Here is a 16,220-nt window from a genome sequence, read left to right on the forward strand (position 1 = left end):
CATGAACCAGTTCGCGCACCGCGACCCGCGCGAGCCGGCGTTCTGGGACGAACGCTTCGAGCGCGGTTTCACGCCCTGGGACCGGGGCGGGGTGCCGCACGATCTGCAGCGCTTCGTGGCGGGCGCCGCGCGTCCATTGGTCACCTTGATCCCCGGCTGCGGTGCCGCGCACGAACTGGCGTACCTGCTGCGCGCCGGCTGGGATGCCACCGCCATCGACTTTGCGCCAGCCGCGGTGGCCCGCGCCAAGTCCCTGCTCGGGCCGATGGGCGAGCGGGTGGTGGAGGCGGATTTTTTCGGCTACCAACCGGCGCGTCCGCTCGAGCTCATTTATGAGCGGGCGTTCCTGTGCGCGCTGCCACGCGCGATGTGGCCGCAGGTGGCGCGGCGCTGGGCCGACTTGCTGGCGCCCGGCGCGCTGCTGGCCGGCTTCTTCTTCTTTGACGATGCGCCGCACGGGCCGCCATTCGGCATCACCCGGGAGCTGCTCGACCAATTGCTCACGCCGCATTTCAGCTGCATCGAGGACGCCCCGGTGGCGGACTCGATTCCCGTCTTCGCGGGCAAGGAGCGCTGGATAGTGTGGCAGCGCGCCGAATATTGAACAATCTCTGCCGTGGCTGGTCTAACGGGACCTCTCCCTTTAGGACAGCCGATGACAACTCCAGACGATTACGACACACCTTGGAAAGATGCCCTGACCCGGTATTTTCCCGAGTTCATGGCGTTCTACTTCCCCAAGGCCTATCGCCAGATTGACTGGTCGCGTCCGCACGCTTTTCTGGAACAGGAATTGGCCCAGGTCGTGCGCGACGGCCAGTCCGGCAGGCGGCGGGTGGACAAGCTGGTGCGGGTGTTCCGCAGCGGCGGCGGCGAGGAGTGGGTCTTTGTCCATATCGACGTGCAGGGAAACTACGACCGGCATTTCGCCGAGCGCATCTTCCAGTACAACTACCGGATCTACGACCGTTACCGGCGCCCGGTGGCCAGCCTCGTGCTGCTGGCCGACGAGAGTCCGAAGTGGAAGCCGACGGCGTATGAATATGCGCTGTTCGGGTGCGAGGTCGGCATTCGTTTCCCGTCCGTCAAACTGAACGGCTACGCCGGGCGGATCAACGAACTGCTGGAAGAGAAGAACGCTTTTGCCGTAGTCACGGCGGCGCACTTGCTGACGCAACAAACAAGGGGGCGGGATGTCGAACGACATGCGGAGAAGTGGCGGCTGGCGCGCATGCTGTTCGAACGCAAATGGGACAGGCAACGCGTCCTCGACCTGTTTAACGTGATCGACTGGATGATGGAGATTGCGCCGCCACTACAGGCTCAATTGATGCAGGACATTAGCACCTTGGAGAGGGAGCGAAATATGCCGTATATCTCATCGTTTGAACGCAAGGGGCGCGAAGAAGGCCGGCTCGAAGGCAAGAAGGAGATGCTGCGTGGCTTGCTCAAGCACCGGTTCGGCGAACTGCCGCAATCGGCGGAAAAACGTCTGGCCAACGCCAGCCAGGATGAGCTGACCGCGTGGAGTGAGGCCGTACTTGTTGCCACGACGCTCGAGCGAGTATTTGAACCTGACTGACGCGTATTGAAGAAGGGCACCACTTCAGGGGCAACGGATGCAGGACATTTGTAGCTTGGAGAGGGAACGAAACTTGCCGTATATCTCATCGTTTGAACGCAAGGGGCGCGAAGAAGGCTTGCGCGAAGGCAGGCTTAAAGGCAAACAGGAGATGCTGCGTGATTTGCTCAGGCGCCGGTTTGGCGAATTGCCGCCGTCGGCGGAAAAGCGTCTGGCCAATGCCAGCCTGGATGAGCTGACAGCGTGGAGCATTGCCGTATTGGAGGCCAAGACGCTTGAGCGCGTCTTTGCATCCGGCTGACCCGGTGCCGCGACGGCTATCTGGTTTCGATTCGCGCTGACGCATGAAGCGTGCAGGCGCGGTGCACGTTCTCGAGGAACCGGATGGCTTCGCCTTGCGAGGTCGTGGCAGGCACCAGCCGCCCGAGCGCGGCATCATCAAGCACGCGGTCGACACCGTACGCGATCGCGCGCGAGACGTCGCGCGCCCGCATGCCGTCGCTATTGTACAGCGCGTCATACACGCCCACCGCCTCCCACAGCGGCACCAGCCCGGGATTGGTCGAATCCTCGAACACGACTGCGGGAGCGGGCAAGCCCTCGTCGTCGCGCACCAGCCGAAACACAAAGCTCACAGTTTTCCTTCCTTGATTCGTGGGGACTGATGCTACCACTACAGCAGCCTGTGCGCTTTCCGCTGCAGGGAGGATAGTCGGATGGACGAAAAAAAACCCGCATGAGCGGGTTTCCCAAGATAAGTTTTCTTGTTCGACAGCGTCGATGTGAACATCGCGCAAGCTTCTGTTTCTTAATCTTCGCGGCAGTTCCGATCTGCCGCCAACAGCGCTGTTGAAGGAATACATTTAATCACTTCAGTTGATCCATAGCAAACGGAACCTGCTTTTCGCAGTGACGAAAAACAACACATACGTCTGCGACCCGTCGCCCGGGCAGGCTTGCGGGCACCCGGCCTTGGCCGTTAACCGGGAAAATCTTCTATAAAAGCTTTATAATTCAGGGTTTTGAAGATTTTTGCGGAGTATCGTATGCCGATTTATGCCTACCGCTGCGACGAATGCGGTTTTGCCAAGGATGTGCTGCAAAAAATTTCGGACCCGGTGCTGACCACCTGCCCGTCGTGCGCCAAGCCAACGTTCAAGAAGCAGCTGACCGCCGCCGGCTTCCAGCTCAAGGGCACTGGCTGGTACGTGACCGATTTTCGCGGCGGTAGCGCGCCGTCGACCGGGACCGCAAGCAGCCCGGCCGCAGCGCCTGCTGCCGCGCCGGCCGCCGCACCAGCCCCTGCGCCGGCTGCCAGCAGCTCCAGCGACAGCGGCACTGCCTGATCCGCGGCCTTTCGGGCCCAACAACAAGAGAACGCGATGCGCAAATACTTCATCACCGGATTGCTGATCCTGGTTCCGCTGGCCATCACGGCCTGGGTCCTGAACCTGATCATCGGCACGCTCGACCAGTCGCTGCTGATCGTGCCCGACCGCTGGCAGCCGCGCAACGTCATCGGCTTTGATATTCCGGGCGTTGGCGCCATCCTGACCCTCGCGATCGTGTTCCTGACGGGCCTGTTGACCAACAACCTGGTCGGCAACTTCGTGGTGCGCCAGTGGGAGCGCCTGCTGAACCGCATTCCCGTGGTCAGCTCGCTGTACGGCAGTGTCAAGCAGGTATCGGACACCTTGTTCTCTTCGTCCGGCAACGCGTTTCGCAAGGCCGTGCTGGTGCCGTATCCGCACGCCCATTCGCACACGATCGGCTTTTTGACCGGCGTGCCGGGCGGCGACGTGAAGAACCACCTCTACGGCGACTACGTGAGCGTGTACGTGCCGACCACGCCGAACCCGACTTCCGGCTTCTTCCTCATGATGGAGCGCAGCAAGGTCGTCGAGCTCGACATGACGGTCGACGCCGCGCTCAAGTACATCGTCTCGATGGGCGTCGTCGCTCCGGACGACGCGCCGACAGAATAAAGGCAGCAAAGAATCCGCCTGCCCGCAGGCAGGCAACCAATACACCAACCTGGAATAGAGAAAAATATGTCCTCCATGCGTACCACTTACTGCGGCCTTGTCACGGAAGAACTACTGGGCCAAACCGTCAGCCTGTGCGGCTGGGTGCATCGCCGTCGCGACCACGGCGGGGTGATCTTCATCGACCTGCGCGACCGCGAAGGCCTGGTGCAGGTCGTCTGCCATCCTGACAACGCTGAAGTCTTCAAGGCCGCGGAACACGTACGCAACGAGTACTGCCTGCGCATCGTCGGCACCGTCAACAAGCGCCTGGAAGGCACCGCCAACCCGAACCTGAAGTCGGGCCAGATCGAAGTCGTCGCCGCCCAACTGGAAGTGCTCAACGCCTCGGTGCCGGTGCCGTTCCAGCTGGACGACGACAATCTGTCGGAAACCACCCGCCTGACCCACCGCGTGCTGGACCTGCGCCGCGCCCAGATGCAGGACAACCTGCGCCTGCGCTACAAGGTGTCGATGGCCGTGCGCAATTACCTGGACGCGCACGGTTTCGTCGATATCGAGACCCCGATGCTGACCAAGTCCACGCCGGAAGGCGCGCGCGACTACCTGGTGCCGTCGCGCGTGCATTCGGGCCACTTCTTCGCGCTGCCGCAGTCGCCGCAGCTGTTCAAGCAGCTGCTGATGGTGTCGGGCTTCGACCGCTACTACCAGATCACCAAGTGCTTCCGCGACGAAGACCTGCGCGCCGACCGCCAGCCGGAATTCACCCAGATCGACTGCGAGACCTCGTTCCTGACCGAGCAGGAGATCCGCGACCTGTTCGAAGACATGATGCGCCACGTCTTCAAGACCACCCGCGGCATCGATCTGCCCAACCCGTTCCCGGTGATGGACTACGCCACCGCGATGGGCAAGTACGGTTCGGACAAGCCTGACATGCGCGTCAAGCTGCAGTTCACCGAACTGACCGAAGTGATGAAGACCGTCGAGTTCAAGGTGTTCAACGGCGCGGCCAACATGCCGGGCGGCCGCGTGGTCGGCCTGCGCGTGCCGCAGGGCGGTTCGATGCCGCGCTCGGAGATCGACGCCTACACCCAGTTCGTCGCCATCTACGGCGCCAAGGGCCTGGCCTACATCAAGGTCAACGAGAAGGCCAAGGGCCGCGATGGCCTGCAGTCGCCGATCGTGAAGAACCTGTCGGACGAAGCGCTGGCCCAGGTGATCGAGCTGACCGGTGCCGAGGACGGCGACCTGATCTTCTTCGGCGCGGACAAGGCCAAGGTCGTCAACGACGCGATCGGCGCGCTGCGCGTGAAGATCGGCCACTCCGAGTTCGGCAAGAAGGCTGGCCTGTTCGACGAGGTGTGGGCACCGCTGTGGGTGGTGGACTTCCCGATGTTCGAGTACGACGAGGAAGACAACCGCTGGACCGCGACCCACCACCCGTTCACCTCGCCGAAGGATAGCCACGAAGACATGCTCGAGACCAACCCGGGCGCCTGCCTGGCCAAGGCCTACGACATGGTCCTGAACGGCTGGGAGCTGGGCGGCGGTTCGATCCGTATCCACCGCGAGGAAGTGCAGAGCAAGGTGTTCCGCGCACTCAAGATCAACGCCGAGGAAGCGCAGGCCAAGTTCGGCTTCCTGCTCGACGCCCTGCAGTACGGCGCGCCGCCGCACGGTGGCCTGGCGTTCGGCCTGGACCGCCTGATCACGCTGATGACCGGCTCCGAGTCGATCCGCGACGTGATCGCCTTCCCGAAGACCCAGCGCGCCCAGTGCCTGCTGACCAACGCGCCGTCCGAAGTGGACGAGAAGCAGCTGCGCGAACTGCACATCCGCCTGCGCAACGAAGCCAAGGTGGCCTGAGCTGATCCAGGCTGACCGCTAGTTGAAGGGCCAGGTCAGTTCGCCGGTGTCGGCGAACATGCCTGGCCCTTTTTCACATTAGCAGGCACCCGAACGGAGCCAACAAGCGTGCACAAGATTCCCGAATCCGTCCTCGTCGTCATCCACACTGCCGAGCTTGAGGTGCTGTTGATCGAACGGGCAGACAAGCCCGGCTTCTGGCAGTCGGTGACCGGCTCGCTCGATGCGCACGACGAACCGCTGATCGAGACCGCCAGACGCGAACTGTTCGAGGAAACCGGTATCGTCGCCGACGGCGAGCGGATCCGCCTGGTCGACTGGCATCTTTCCAACATCTACGAAATTTATCCCACGTGGCGCCACCGCTACGCGCCCGGCGTCACCCACAATACCGAGCACGTGTTTTCGGTGTGCGTGCCGCGCGACATTCCCGTCATCCTCAGCCCGCGCGAGCACCTGCGCTACGCCTGGCTGCCTTACCTCGAAGCGGCCGACCGCTGCTTCTCGTCGTCCAACGCGGAAGCGATTCTTCAGCTGCCGCGGCATGTCCGTAACGACTAGTTACAAATCTTTCGCAACAGAATTCTCGGGCCGTTAGAATCATGGAATGTATTTTTGCCAACCATGGAAACGACCTGAATTTGAGGACTAGCTCAACCGTGCCGACCCATGATCAAATCGCTAATATTTGGGTTTTGTAAATTAAAATTCTGCAAAATTTATAAAACACAATACAATATTTTGTTTGACAGCCGGAAATCATTCTCCTATTGTCTGACACGCGCGTCAGTTTTTGTCTGACGTTCACAATAGATCAACAAGGGGAAAACCGATGCACAACCTGAGCAACGCCGGCAACCGGATCAAGAATACCTTTTTCACTGAGGGCTATTTCCACATCGACTTATTCGATGGAATGCGGATCACCGCCCCGATCAAGGACAATGCCCAAAGCGCAGGTTGCTCGCGCCTGGTTGAAACCGGACCGTCGAACCACTGGGACGAGACCATGAGCCTGGATCACCTGATCGGACAGCATCCAGCTTGAAGCGCGGCGGTTGTTTGCGCACGATTGCAGGGGCGTTCTGACCGCACAGTCCGATGGGGTTAGAATGTTCCCATGAAGATTCGTGTTGCGACTTACAACATTCACAAAGGGGTGTCGTCCTTGCGTAGCATGCCCCGCGTCGTAGCGTTGAAACGGGCCATTGCCCAGTTCGACGCCAATGTCGTTTTTCTGCAAGAAGTGCAGGGCCGCCACGACCGTTTTCAGGCCCGCTACGGGCACCAGAAGGGCGGCAAGCGCCACTGGCCGGAAACGGGGCAGCACCTGTTCTTTGCCGGCGAATCGCATCACTGTGCCTATGGCATGAACGCCGTGTACGATCACGGTCACCACGGCAACGCCCTGTTGTCGACTTTTCCCATCGTAAATTCGCACAACCAGGACGTCTCCGACCATGCCTACGAGCAGCGCGGCATCCTGCACTGCGAACTGGGCACGCCGGCTGGCAAGGTGCATTGCTTCGTCGTGCACCTGGGCCTGTTCGAAGGCGGCCGCACACGCCAGACCGACGCCTTGATCGAGGCGGTCCAGCACAGCGCGGGCAACGATGAGCCGGTGCTCATCGCCGGCGACTTCAACGACTGGCGCAACACGCTGTCGGACCGGCTCCGTCTTGCGCTGGGCGTGAAGGAAGTATTCGACGAGCTCGGCACGCGCAACACGCTGGGCGAACTGGTACGCCACCTGGCAGGGCGCAAGCCGCGCCTGGCCCCGGCCCGTACCTTCCCGGCCGCGCTGCCCTGGTTCCGGCTCGACCGCATCTATGTGCGCGGTCTCGAGGTGACGGACGCCCAGGTGCTGCACGGTCCGCTGTGGGCCCGGCTGTCCGACCACGCGCCCATCGTCGCGACCCTCGATCTGGCGTAAGCGCATGCGCACGGTCCTGTATGTAGCCAACAACGACGTCACCCTTCTCGAAACCGGCCTCGCCTTTTTCCCCGCACTGTTGGCGGCTATCGACGCGGCCAAGTACGACATCCTGTTCGAAACCTACATCTTTTCCGAGGACAACACGGCTGCGGCGGTCGAGGCCGCGCTGATCGCCGCCGCGCGCCGCGGCGTCGAGGTGCGGGTGGTGGTCGACTGGTTCGGCACGGGCCGGCGCATCGCCGCCAGGCTGGGGCAGGCGTTTGCCGAGGCGGGGATCCACTACCGCGTGTTCAATCCGTGGTTCCGCCGCGGCGTGACGCGCACGCACCGCAAGATCGCGGTGATCGACCGCCAGGTCGCTTTTGTGGGCGGCATCAACGTCAACGACGACTGGTTGTGCGACTACGAGCCGCACGAGCCGCTGCCGGCGCCACGTTGGGACTTCGCGGTGCAGGTGCGGGGGCCGCTGGTGGCCGAAATCCACCGCGAGGCGCAGGCACAGTGGTCGCGCGTCGGCCACATGAACCTGATCCGGCGCATCGAGCTGTATCGCGAGATGCGCAAGCAAACGCTGCCGGAAGGCGAACGCCCGATGAAGGCTGGCTTCGTGGTGCGCGACAACCTGCGCAACCGGCGCATGATCCAGCGCACCTACCTGCAAGCGCTCGGCCATGCGCGCAAGAGCGTGCTGGTCGCCACGCCGTACTTCGCCCCCGGGCGCAAGCTGCGCACGGCGCTCGCCCAGGCGGCGCGGCGCGGGGTGGACGTGCGCCTCATGATCGGCGTGGGCGAATTCCGCCTGCAGGACGCGGTGGCGCACTCGTTTTATCCGCGCCTGCTGGCAGCCGGAGTCAAGATTTACGAGTACCGCAAGACCCAGCTGCACGGCAAGGTGGCGGTGGTCGACGACGACTGGACCACGGTCGGTTCCAGCAACTGCGACGGGCTGTCGCTGTTCATCAACCAGGAAGCAAACGTCGTCGTCAAGGACGCGGAGTTTGCGGCCACCGTGCGCGGGCGGATCGAGGCGGGCCTGCTGGACGCGATACAGGTTGAACGACAGCAATTGGCCGACCTGGGATGGATGCGGCGCGCCAGCTATGAAATGGCTTATCTTCTGTATAAACTTGCGATGCGCGTGTTTGCAATCGGCTACGCGTGAAGCGACAGGCAAGGATGATGGAAAAAGAAAACGTACGTATCGACAAGTGGCTGTGGGCCGCACGGTTTTTCAAGACGCGCTCGCTGGCGGCGGAAGCGGTCGACCGCGGCCGGGTGCGGATCGGAGGCGAGCCGGTCAAGCCGGCGCGCGTGGTCAAGCTGGGCGACAAGCTGGCGATCGACAACGGGTCGGATCGCTGGGAAGTGGAGGTGGTGGGCGTGTCCGACGTGCGCGGGCCGGCGCCGGTGGCGCGTTTGCTGTACCAGGAAACCGAAGCGAGCGTGGTGCGGCGCGAGCACGACAAGGAAGCGCGCCGGCTGTATCCCGAGCCGGGCACCACGATCAAGGGCCGGCCGACCAAGCGCGACCGGCGTGCGCTGGACCGGGCGGGCGGCTGATCCGCGTATGCGGCCCGATGCCGTTGCGTTGGCGTAGGGTGCGCACCTGTGCGCACGCAGTCACCGTCTGCGGACTTGCGGCTAAAGCTTCTCTACGCTGCGTTTGCGAACCGCGTGCGCACAGGTGCGCACCCTACGAAGATGCGCACCGGAAACTCGCTCATCTTTGTGTTGCATCAATAGAACCCCACCTCTAAGTTCCCGTTTGACATTTCAAGTCTGGTAGATAATAGTACGAGCGTTCGGATTTTTTTCGTTACCGCGAGGCTCACTATTTCTACTTCCGCCAAATTCATGCGCAAGGGCGAGCAGACGCGCGCCGCGATCCTCGATGTCGCGCTCGAACTGGCCAGCCGCGAAGGGCTCGAGGGCCTGACCATCGGCGTGCTCGCCGAACGGATGAGCATGAGCAAATCCGGCGTGTTCGCCCACTTCGGCTCACGCGAGGACCTGCAGATCGAGGTGCTCAAGCTGTACCACCAACGCTTCGAACAGGAAGTGTTCTACCCGAGCGTCAAGGAACCGCGCGGCCTGCCGCGCCTGATCGCGATGTTCGAGCGCTGGCTGTCGCGCGTTTCGGTCGAGATCGCCTCCGGCTGCATCTACATCAGTGGCGCGGTCGAGTACGACGACCGCCCGGGCCCGATCCGCGAGGAGCTGGTCGCCATGGTGCGCGCCTGGCAGGGCGCCCTGATCCGCTGCGCTCAGCAGGCGATCGACTGCGGCGACCTCAAGCCGGGCACCGATGCCCAGCAGCTGGTGTACGAGATGTATGGCCTGATCCTGGCCGTGCACCACGACGCGCGCTTTTTGCGCATTCCCGGCGCGGTCGAGCGCGCGCGCCGCGGCTTCCAGCGGTTGATCGAGGATTATCGCAACCCCAATTACCAGCAAAGCAATTAAGCAGCGGTCACGCCCGCCTGTTCCACCAATTCTTTTCGTCAGGAGAAAAACATGGGTCAGTACGTCGCTCCACTTCGGGACATGCAGTTTGTGCTGCACGAATTCCTCAAGGTCACCGACGAGTTCAAGAACTTGCCGCGTTACCAGGAGATCGACGCCGACATCATCAACCAGGTGCTGGAAGAGGGGGCCAAGTTCACCCAGGAAGTGCTGTTCCCGCTGAACCACAGCGGTGACCGCGAGGGCTGCCATTACGACGTGGAAACCAAGACCGTCACCACGCCCAAGGGGTTCAAGGAGGCGTACAAGCAGTACGTCGAAGGCGGCTGGGCGGCGCTGGCCTGCGATCCGGAATACGGCGGCCAGGGCCTGCCGGTTTCGCTCAACAACTCGTTCTACGAGATGCTCAACTCGTCCAACCAGGCCTGGTCGATGTACCCGGGCCTGTCGCATGGCGCCTACGAGTGCCTGAAGGAGCACGGCACCGACGAACAGAAGAGCGTCTACCTGCCCAAGCTGGCCTCGGGCGAGTGGACCGGCACCATGTGCCTGACCGAGGCGCACTGCGGCACCGATCTGGGCATGTTGCGCTCCAAGGCCGAGCCGCAGGGCGACGGCTCGTACAAGATCACCGGCTCCAAGATCTTCATCTCGGCCGGCGAGCACGACATGTCCGAGAACATCGTCCACCTGGTGCTGGCGCGCCTGCCGGATGCGCCGGAAGGCTCGAAGGGCATTTCGCTGTTCCTGGTGCCCAAGTTCCTGCCGGACGCGCACGGTATGCCCGGCCAGCGCAACAACATCTTCTGCGGCGCGATCGAAGAAAAGATGGGCATCCACGGCAACGCCACCTGCCAGATGAACCTGGACGGCGCGCTCGGCTGGCTCATCGGCCAGCCGAACAAGGGCCTGCAGGCGATGTTCGTGTTCATGAACGCGGCGCGCCTGGGCGTGGGCATGCAGTCGCTGGGCCTGACGGAAGTGGCGTACCAGAACGCGCTGACCTACGCCAAGGACCGCATCCAGATGCGCAGCCTGTCCGGCCCCAAGGCGCCGGACCGTCCGGCCGATCCGATCATCGTGCATCCCGACGTGCGCCGCATGCTGCTTACCGCCAAGGCGTATGCCGAAGGCGCGCGCGCCTTCACCTCGTACGTGGCCTTGCAGATCGACCGCGAACTGCACCACCCTGACGAGGAAGTGCGCAAGGAGGCCGCCGACGAAGTGGCGCTGCTGACCCCGATCGTCAAGGCCTTCATCACCGACAACGGCTGGATCGCGACTTCCGAAGCCCTGCAGGTGTACGGCGGCCACGGCTACGTATCCGAATGGGGCATGGAGCAGTACGTGCGCGACGCCCGCATCAACATGATCTACGAAGGCACCAACACCGTGCAGTCGCTGGACCTCCTGGGCCGTAAGATCCTGATGGATAACGGCGCCAAGCTGCGCAAGTTCGGCGAAAAGATCCGTAGCTTCGTCGAGGAATTCGGCCTGGACGAATCGCTGTCCGAATTCGTCACCCCGCTGGGCGACCTGGGCGAGAAGGTCAGCAAGCTGACCATGGAAATCGGCATGAAGGCCTTCCAGAACCCGGACGAAGTGGGCGCGGCCGCCGTGCCTTACCTGCGGGTGGTGGGCCATCTGGTGTACAGCTACATGTTCGCGCAGATGGCCAAGATCGCGGCGGACAAGCAGGATTCGGGCGACGACTTTTACAAGGCGAAGCTGGCCACGGCGCGCTTCTACTTTGCCCGCCTGTACCCGGAAACCGCGATGCTGATCCGCCAGGCGCGTTCGGGCGCGGCCAACCTGCTGGCCCTCGACGCAGACCTGTTCTAACGCGACCTTACAAAGGAATCCAGAATGTCCAATTTCATCGTCAAGAAAGTCGCCGTGCTGGGCGCCGGCGTGATGGGCGCCCAGATCGCTGCACACTGCATCAACGCCAGGGTGCCCGTGGTGCTGTTCGACCTGCCCGCCAAGGAGGGCAACAAGAACGGCATCGTGCTGCGCGCGATCGAGAACCTGAAGAAGCTCAGCCCGGCCCCGCTCGGCAACAAGGATGACGCCGACCTGATCCAGGCCGCCAACTACGAGGACAACCTCGAGCTGCTGGCCGGCTGCGACCTGATCATCGAGGCCATTGCCGAGCGCATGGACTGGAAGCACGACCTGTACAAGAAGGTCGCGCCGCACATCGGCCCGAACACGATCTTCGCCTCGAACACCTCCGGCCTGTCGATCAGCACACTGTCCGAAGGCTTCGAAGCCGACCTCAAGTCGCGCTTTTGCGGCGTGCACTTCTTTAACCCGCCGCGCTACATGCACCTGGCCGAGCTGATTCCGACCGCGGCCACCCGTCCCGAAATCCTGGACCAGCTCGAGACCTTCCTGACTTCGACCTTAGGAAAAGGCGTGGTGCGCGCCCGGGACACCCCGAACTTCATCGCCAACCGGGTGGGCATCTTCGGCATGCTGGCCACCATCCACGAAGCCGAAAAATTCGGCCTGACGGTGGACGTGGTCGACGACCTGACCGGCGCCAAGCTCGGCCGCGCCAAGTCGGGCACCTTCCGCACTGCGGACGTGGTGGGCCTGGACACGATGGGCCACGTGATCAGGACCATGCAGGAGACCCTGCAGGACGACCCGTTCTTCGGCGTGTACCAGACCCCGGCGGTTCTGGACAAGCTGATCGAGAAGGGCGCGCTGGGCCAGAAGACCGGCGCCGGCTTCTACAAGAAGGTCGGCAAGGACATCCTGCGCCTGGACTTCGCCACCGGCGAGTACGTGCCGTCCGGCGAAAAGGCTGCCGACATCGTCGGCCGCATCCTCAAGGAGAAGGACCCGGTCAAGAAGTTCAAGGCAATGCGCGAGTCGAGCAATCCGCAGGCGCAGTTCCTGTGGGCGATCTTCCGCGACGCCTTCCACTACATTGCCTATCACCTCGAGACCATCGCCGACAATGCGCGCGACGTTGACTTTGCGATGCGCTGGGGCTTCGGCTGGACCACCGGCCCGTTCGAAAGCTGGCAGGCCGCTGGCTGGACCACGATCGCCAACTGGGTCAAGGAAGACATCGAAGCGGGCAAGGCGCTGACCAGCGCACCGCTGCCGGCATGGGTATTCGAAGCGCCGGTGCTCGATAACGGCGTGCACACGCCGGAAGGCTCGTACTCGCCAAGCCGCAAGGTCTTCGTGCCACGGTCGGACCTGCCGGTCTACCAGCGCCAGGAATTCCGCGCGCCGGTGCTGGGCGCCTTCGGGCCTGACCCCAGGACCGCGGGCATCACCGTGTTCGAGGACGACTCGGTGCGCCTGTGGCACAGCGGCGACGAGGTGCTGGTCATCTCGCTCAAGACCAAGATGCACGTGATCGGCGAAGGCGTGGTGAGGGGCATCCAGCGCGGCCTGCTCGAGGCCGAGAAGAACTTCAAGGGCCTGGTGATCTGGAACACCGACGCGGCCGAAGGCGGCGCGTTCTCGGCCGGCGCCGACCTGCAATCGGCCCTGCCGGCCTTCATGATGGGCGGCGCCAAGGCGATGGAGCCGATGGTGCGCGAGCTGCAGGACACCTTCATGAAGATGAAGTATTCGAACGTGCCGGTGGTCGCCGCGGTGGCCGGCCTGGCGCTGGGCGGCGGCTGCGAGATGGCGCTGCATGCGGGGAGGCGCGTGGCCGCGCTCGAGTCCTACATCGGCCTGGTGGAAGTGGGCGTGGGCCTGGTGCCGGCCGGCGGCGGCCTGAAAGAAGCCGCGCTGCGCGCCGCCAATGAAGCCAAGGGCAACGACATCCTGCAGTTCCTCAAGACCGGCTTTACCAACGCCGCCATGGCCAACGTGTCCAAGTCGGCACTGGAAGCGAAGGCGATGGGCTACCTGAAGGACGACGACATCATCGTGTTCAACTCGCACGAGCTGCTGCACGTGGCCAAGGTGCAGGCGCGCGCGATGTTCGACGCCGGCTACCGCGCACCGCTGCAGCGCCTGATCCCTGTGACCGGGCGCTACGGCTGGGCCACCATCCGCGGCCAGCTGGTCAACATGCGCGACGGCGGCTTCATCTCGGCCTACGACTACCACCTGGGCGACACGATCGCCGAGATCGTGTGCGGCGGCGACATCGACCAGGGCAGCCTGGTTACCGAGCAGTGGCTGCTCGACATGGAGCGCCGCGCCTTCATCTCGCTGCTTGCCAATCCCAAGACGCAAGAGCGCATCATGGGCATGATGCAGAACGGTAAACCGGTGCGCAACTGATGCCGCTGACAAGGACAACTGACATGAGCAAACAACTTCAAGACGCATACATCGTCGCCGCGACCCGCACCCCGATCGGCAAGGCGCCGCGCGGCATGTTCAGCAAGACCCGCCCGGACGATCTGCTGATCGCCGCCATCAAGGGTGCGCTGGCCCAGGCGCCGAACCTGGACCCTCAGCTGATCACCGACGCCGTGGTCGGCTGCTCGTTCCCCGAAGCGGAGCAGGGCTTTAACGTCGCGCGCAACTCGGTGATCCTGGCCGGCCTGCCGAACACCGTCGGCGGCGTGACCGTCAACCGTTACTGCGCATCGGGCTTGACGGCACTGGCGATGGCCGCCGACCGCATTCGCGTGGGCGAAGCGGACGTGATGATCGCCGGCGGCGTCGAATCGATGTCGATGGTGCCGATGATGGGTCACCACCCGTCGATCAACATGGATGTGTTCAAGATTGAAAACGTGGGCCTGGCCTACGGCATGGGCCTGACCGCCGAGAAGGTCGCGCAGCAGTGGAAGGTTTCGCGCGAAGAGCAGGACGCGTTCGGCCTGGAATCGCACCGCCGCGCCATCGCCGCCCAGCAGGCAGGCTGGTTCAAGGACGAGATCACGCCGTTCGAGATCGTCAACCGCAAGCCTGACCTGGCCACTGGAGAGATCAAGATCACGCACCGCACCGTGGACCTGGACGAAGGCCCGCGCGCCGACGCCAGCATCGAGTCGATGGCCAAGCTCAAGCCCGTGTTCGCGGCCAAGGGCACGGTGACCGCCGCGACCTCGTCGCAGATGTCCGATGGCGCCGGCGCGCTGATCGTCGTGAGCGAAAAGATCCTCAAGGAGCACAACCTGACCCCGCTGGCCAGGTTCTGCTCGTTCGCCGTACGCGGCGTGCCGCCGGAGATCATGGGCATCGGCCCGAAGGTGGCGATACCGGTGGCGCTGGCCGCGGCCGGCATCACCCAGGACCAGCTGGACTGGATTGAGCTGAACGAAGCGTTTGCCGCGCAGGCGCTGGCCGTGATCCGCGACCTGGGCCTGGACCCTGCCAAGGTCAACCCGATGGGCGGCGCGATCGCGCTGGGCCACCCGCTGGGCGCGACCGGAGCGATCCGCGCCGCGACCGTCGTGCACGCCCTGCACCGAAACAACCTCAAGTACGGCATGGTGACGATGTGCGTTGGCGCCGGCATGGGCGCCGCCGGCATCATCGAGCGCGTTTAAATCGGCATACACCGCAAGCCGAAAGGGTGGGTACAAGGTGCCCACCCTTTGCCGCAACTGGTATAACCGTAGGGTGCGCACCCCGTGCGCACGCGGTACACACGCAAAAACGGAGCCTCAATGGACATCCTGCTCAATAAAACCAACGGCATCCTGACCATCGAATTCAACCGCCCCGAGCGCAAGAACGCGATCACTTCCGCTATGTACGAGGCGATGGCCGGCGCCCTGCTTGACGCAGGCGAGGCCCCCGATGTGCGCGCCATCCTCATCACCGGCAAGCCCGAAATCTTCACCGCCGGGAACGACCTCGATGACTTTCTCAAGAACTCTGCGCCAATTCCAGGTGTTCCGGACGAGAGCCGCCCCGTATTCCAATTCATGCGCGCTTTGAGCAACTGCAGCAAGCCGGTAGTCGCCGCGGTGGCGGGCGCTGCGATCGGCATCGGCACCACCATGCTGATGCACTGCGACCTGGTCTACGCGGCCGACAACGCCAAGTTCTCGCTCCCGTTTGCGCAGCTTGGCCTGTGCCCGGAATTTGCCTCGTCGCTGCTCTTGCCGCAGCTGGCCGGCTACCCGCGCGCCGCGGAAAAGCTGCTGCTGGGCGAAGCCTTCCCAGCCAGCGAAGCGTTGGAGATGGGCCTGGTGACCAAGGTGCTGCCGGTTGCCGAATTGCTGCCGTTCGCCCAGCACCAGGCAGCCAAGCTGGTGGCGCTGCCGGCTGCGTCGATCCGCACCACCAAGGCGCTGATGAAGCGCCCGCGCCAGGAGGCGATCAAGAGCGCGCTGGCCTATGAGGGCGAGCTCTTCGCCGCGATGCTGCAAGGCCCTGAAGCGAAGGAAGCGTTTACCGCGTTCTTTGAGAAGCGCAAGCCGGATTTTTCCAAGTTCGACTGACG

At 63.5% G+C, this 16,220-nt stretch carries 17 protein-coding genes; 16 read left to right on the forward strand and 1 reads right to left on the reverse strand.

Annotation, left to right across the window (positions count from 1 at the left end; all coding sequences use genetic code 11):
• Position 1 precedes the first annotated feature (1 nt).
• The 3 genes from E4O92_RS15785 (at position 2) to E4O92_RS15795 (ending at position 1,883) form a co-directional block, all read left to right on the forward strand.
• Positions 2 to 604, forward strand: coding sequence for a methyltransferase (locus E4O92_RS15785; protein WP_135190692.1), 603 nt, complete (start codon positions 2 to 4; stop codon positions 602 to 604).
• Between the two features lie 51 nt (positions 605 to 655).
• The gene (locus tag E4O92_RS15790; RefSeq protein WP_135190693.1) at positions 656 to 1,582 is read left to right on the forward strand and encodes an RpnC/YadD family protein; all 927 of its coding nucleotides are present in this window, start codon (positions 656 to 658) and stop codon (positions 1,580 to 1,582) included.
• 73 nt (positions 1,583 to 1,655) lie between these two features.
• Positions 1,656 to 1,883: a DUF4351 domain-containing protein gene (locus E4O92_RS15795; RefSeq protein ID WP_167759811.1), complete on the forward strand. Its 228-nt coding sequence runs from the start codon at positions 1,656 to 1,658 to the stop codon at positions 1,881 to 1,883.
• 16 nt (positions 1,884 to 1,899) lie between these two features.
• On the opposite strand, the gene E4O92_RS15800 is transcribed toward E4O92_RS15795, so the two are convergent.
• Positions 1,900 to 2,217, reverse strand: a complete 318-nt coding sequence (locus E4O92_RS15800; RefSeq protein ID WP_135190695.1) for a hypothetical protein — start codon at positions 2,215 to 2,217, stop codon at positions 1,900 to 1,902.
• Positions 2,218 to 2,628: 411 nt separating this feature from the next.
• Here E4O92_RS15800 and E4O92_RS15805 point away from each other — a divergent pair, with 411 nt between their 5' ends.
• From E4O92_RS15805 to E4O92_RS15865, 13 genes are all read left to right on the forward strand, one after another.
• Positions 2,629 to 2,928, forward strand: coding sequence for an FmdB family zinc ribbon protein (locus E4O92_RS15805; protein WP_135190696.1), 300 nt, complete (start codon positions 2,629 to 2,631; stop codon positions 2,926 to 2,928).
• Between the two features lie 36 nt (positions 2,929 to 2,964).
• Positions 2,965 to 3,567: a DUF502 domain-containing protein gene (locus E4O92_RS15810; RefSeq protein ID WP_135190697.1), complete on the forward strand. Its 603-nt coding sequence runs from the start codon at positions 2,965 to 2,967 to the stop codon at positions 3,565 to 3,567.
• 75 nt (positions 3,568 to 3,642) lie between these two features.
• Positions 3,643 to 5,436, forward strand: a complete 1,794-nt coding sequence (gene aspS / locus E4O92_RS15815; RefSeq protein WP_206076890.1) for an aspartate--tRNA ligase — start codon at positions 3,643 to 3,645, stop codon at positions 5,434 to 5,436.
• A 108-nt stretch (positions 5,437 to 5,544) separates the two neighbouring features.
• A complete protein-coding gene (nudB, locus tag E4O92_RS15820) occupies positions 5,545 to 5,997 on the forward strand; it encodes a dihydroneopterin triphosphate diphosphatase (protein WP_135190699.1) in 453 nt (150 codons plus the stop codon).
• 271 nt (positions 5,998 to 6,268) lie between these two features.
• A complete protein-coding gene (locus tag E4O92_RS15825) occupies positions 6,269 to 6,484 on the forward strand; it encodes a hypothetical protein (protein WP_135190700.1) in 216 nt (71 codons plus the stop codon).
• A 72-nt stretch (positions 6,485 to 6,556) separates the two neighbouring features.
• Positions 6,557 to 7,369: an endonuclease/exonuclease/phosphatase family protein gene (locus E4O92_RS15830; RefSeq protein WP_135190701.1), complete on the forward strand. Its 813-nt coding sequence runs from the start codon at positions 6,557 to 6,559 to the stop codon at positions 7,367 to 7,369.
• Positions 7,370 to 7,373: 4 nt separating this feature from the next.
• Entirely contained in the window at positions 7,374 to 8,534 is a 1,161-nt protein-coding gene (gene clsB / locus E4O92_RS15835) for a cardiolipin synthase ClsB (RefSeq protein WP_135190702.1), read from the forward strand.
• A 17-nt stretch (positions 8,535 to 8,551) separates the two neighbouring features.
• Positions 8,552 to 8,932 carry an RNA-binding S4 domain-containing protein gene (locus tag E4O92_RS15840; protein WP_135190703.1) on the forward strand — a complete coding sequence of 127 codons (381 nt, stop codon included), beginning with the start codon at positions 8,552 to 8,554 and terminating at the stop codon, positions 8,930 to 8,932.
• A gap of 294 nt (positions 8,933 to 9,226) precedes the next feature.
• A complete protein-coding gene (locus E4O92_RS15845) occupies positions 9,227 to 9,835 on the forward strand; it encodes a TetR/AcrR family transcriptional regulator (protein ID WP_135190704.1) in 609 nt (202 codons plus the stop codon).
• A gap of 51 nt (positions 9,836 to 9,886) precedes the next feature.
• A complete protein-coding gene (locus E4O92_RS15850) occupies positions 9,887 to 11,677 on the forward strand; it encodes an acyl-CoA dehydrogenase C-terminal domain-containing protein (RefSeq protein WP_135190705.1) in 1,791 nt (596 codons plus the stop codon).
• 24 nt (positions 11,678 to 11,701) lie between these two features.
• A complete protein-coding gene (locus E4O92_RS15855; RefSeq protein ID WP_135190706.1) occupies positions 11,702 to 14,098 on the forward strand; it encodes a 3-hydroxyacyl-CoA dehydrogenase/enoyl-CoA hydratase family protein in 2,397 nt (798 codons plus the stop codon).
• A 23-nt stretch (positions 14,099 to 14,121) separates the two neighbouring features.
• A complete protein-coding gene (locus E4O92_RS15860) occupies positions 14,122 to 15,318 on the forward strand; it encodes an acetyl-CoA C-acyltransferase (RefSeq protein ID WP_135190707.1) in 1,197 nt (398 codons plus the stop codon).
• 120 nt (positions 15,319 to 15,438) lie between these two features.
• Complete coding sequence (locus E4O92_RS15865; RefSeq protein ID WP_135190708.1) at positions 15,439 to 16,218, forward strand: enoyl-CoA hydratase; 780 nt, start codon at positions 15,439 to 15,441, stop codon at positions 16,216 to 16,218.
• Positions 16,219 to 16,220 lie beyond the last annotated feature (2 nt).

Origin of the sequence: Massilia horti, from assembly GCF_004614195.1 — a bacterium.
In the GTDB taxonomy this organism is placed as follows: domain Bacteria; phylum Pseudomonadota; class Gammaproteobacteria; order Burkholderiales; family Burkholderiaceae_D; genus Telluria; species Telluria horti.

Bases quoted from the DNA above. Each gene is read 5' to 3' on its own strand.
- E4O92_RS15805 (WP_135190696.1), top strand. From the start codon at position 2,629: ATGCCGATTTATGCCTACCGCTGCGACGAATGCGGTTTTGCCAAGGAT.
- E4O92_RS15785 (WP_135190692.1), top strand. From the start codon at position 2: ATGAACCAGTTCGCGCACCGCGACCCGCGCGAGCCGGCGTTCTGGGAC.
- E4O92_RS15845 (WP_135190704.1), top strand. From the start codon at position 9,227: ATGCGCAAGGGCGAGCAGACGCGCGCCGCGATCCTCGATGTCGCGCTC.
- E4O92_RS15825 (WP_135190700.1), top strand. From the start codon at position 6,269: ATGCACAACCTGAGCAACGCCGGCAACCGGATCAAGAATACCTTTTTC.
- E4O92_RS15855 (WP_135190706.1), top strand. From the start codon at position 11,702: ATGTCCAATTTCATCGTCAAGAAAGTCGCCGTGCTGGGCGCCGGCGTG.
- E4O92_RS15810 (WP_135190697.1), top strand. From the start codon at position 2,965: ATGCGCAAATACTTCATCACCGGATTGCTGATCCTGGTTCCGCTGGCC.
- aspS (WP_206076890.1), top strand. From the start codon at position 3,643: ATGCGTACCACTTACTGCGGCCTTGTCACGGAAGAACTACTGGGCCAA.
- E4O92_RS15860 (WP_135190707.1), top strand. From the start codon at position 14,122: ATGAGCAAACAACTTCAAGACGCATACATCGTCGCCGCGACCCGCACC.
- E4O92_RS15850 (WP_135190705.1), top strand. From the start codon at position 9,887: ATGGGTCAGTACGTCGCTCCACTTCGGGACATGCAGTTTGTGCTGCAC.
- clsB (WP_135190702.1), top strand. From the start codon at position 7,374: ATGCGCACGGTCCTGTATGTAGCCAACAACGACGTCACCCTTCTCGAA.
- E4O92_RS15830 (WP_135190701.1), top strand. From the start codon at position 6,557: ATGAAGATTCGTGTTGCGACTTACAACATTCACAAAGGGGTGTCGTCC.
- E4O92_RS15865 (WP_135190708.1), top strand. From the start codon at position 15,439: ATGGACATCCTGCTCAATAAAACCAACGGCATCCTGACCATCGAATTC.
- E4O92_RS15790 (WP_135190693.1), top strand. From the start codon at position 656: ATGACAACTCCAGACGATTACGACACACCTTGGAAAGATGCCCTGACC.
- E4O92_RS15840 (WP_135190703.1), top strand. From the start codon at position 8,552: ATGGAAAAAGAAAACGTACGTATCGACAAGTGGCTGTGGGCCGCACGG.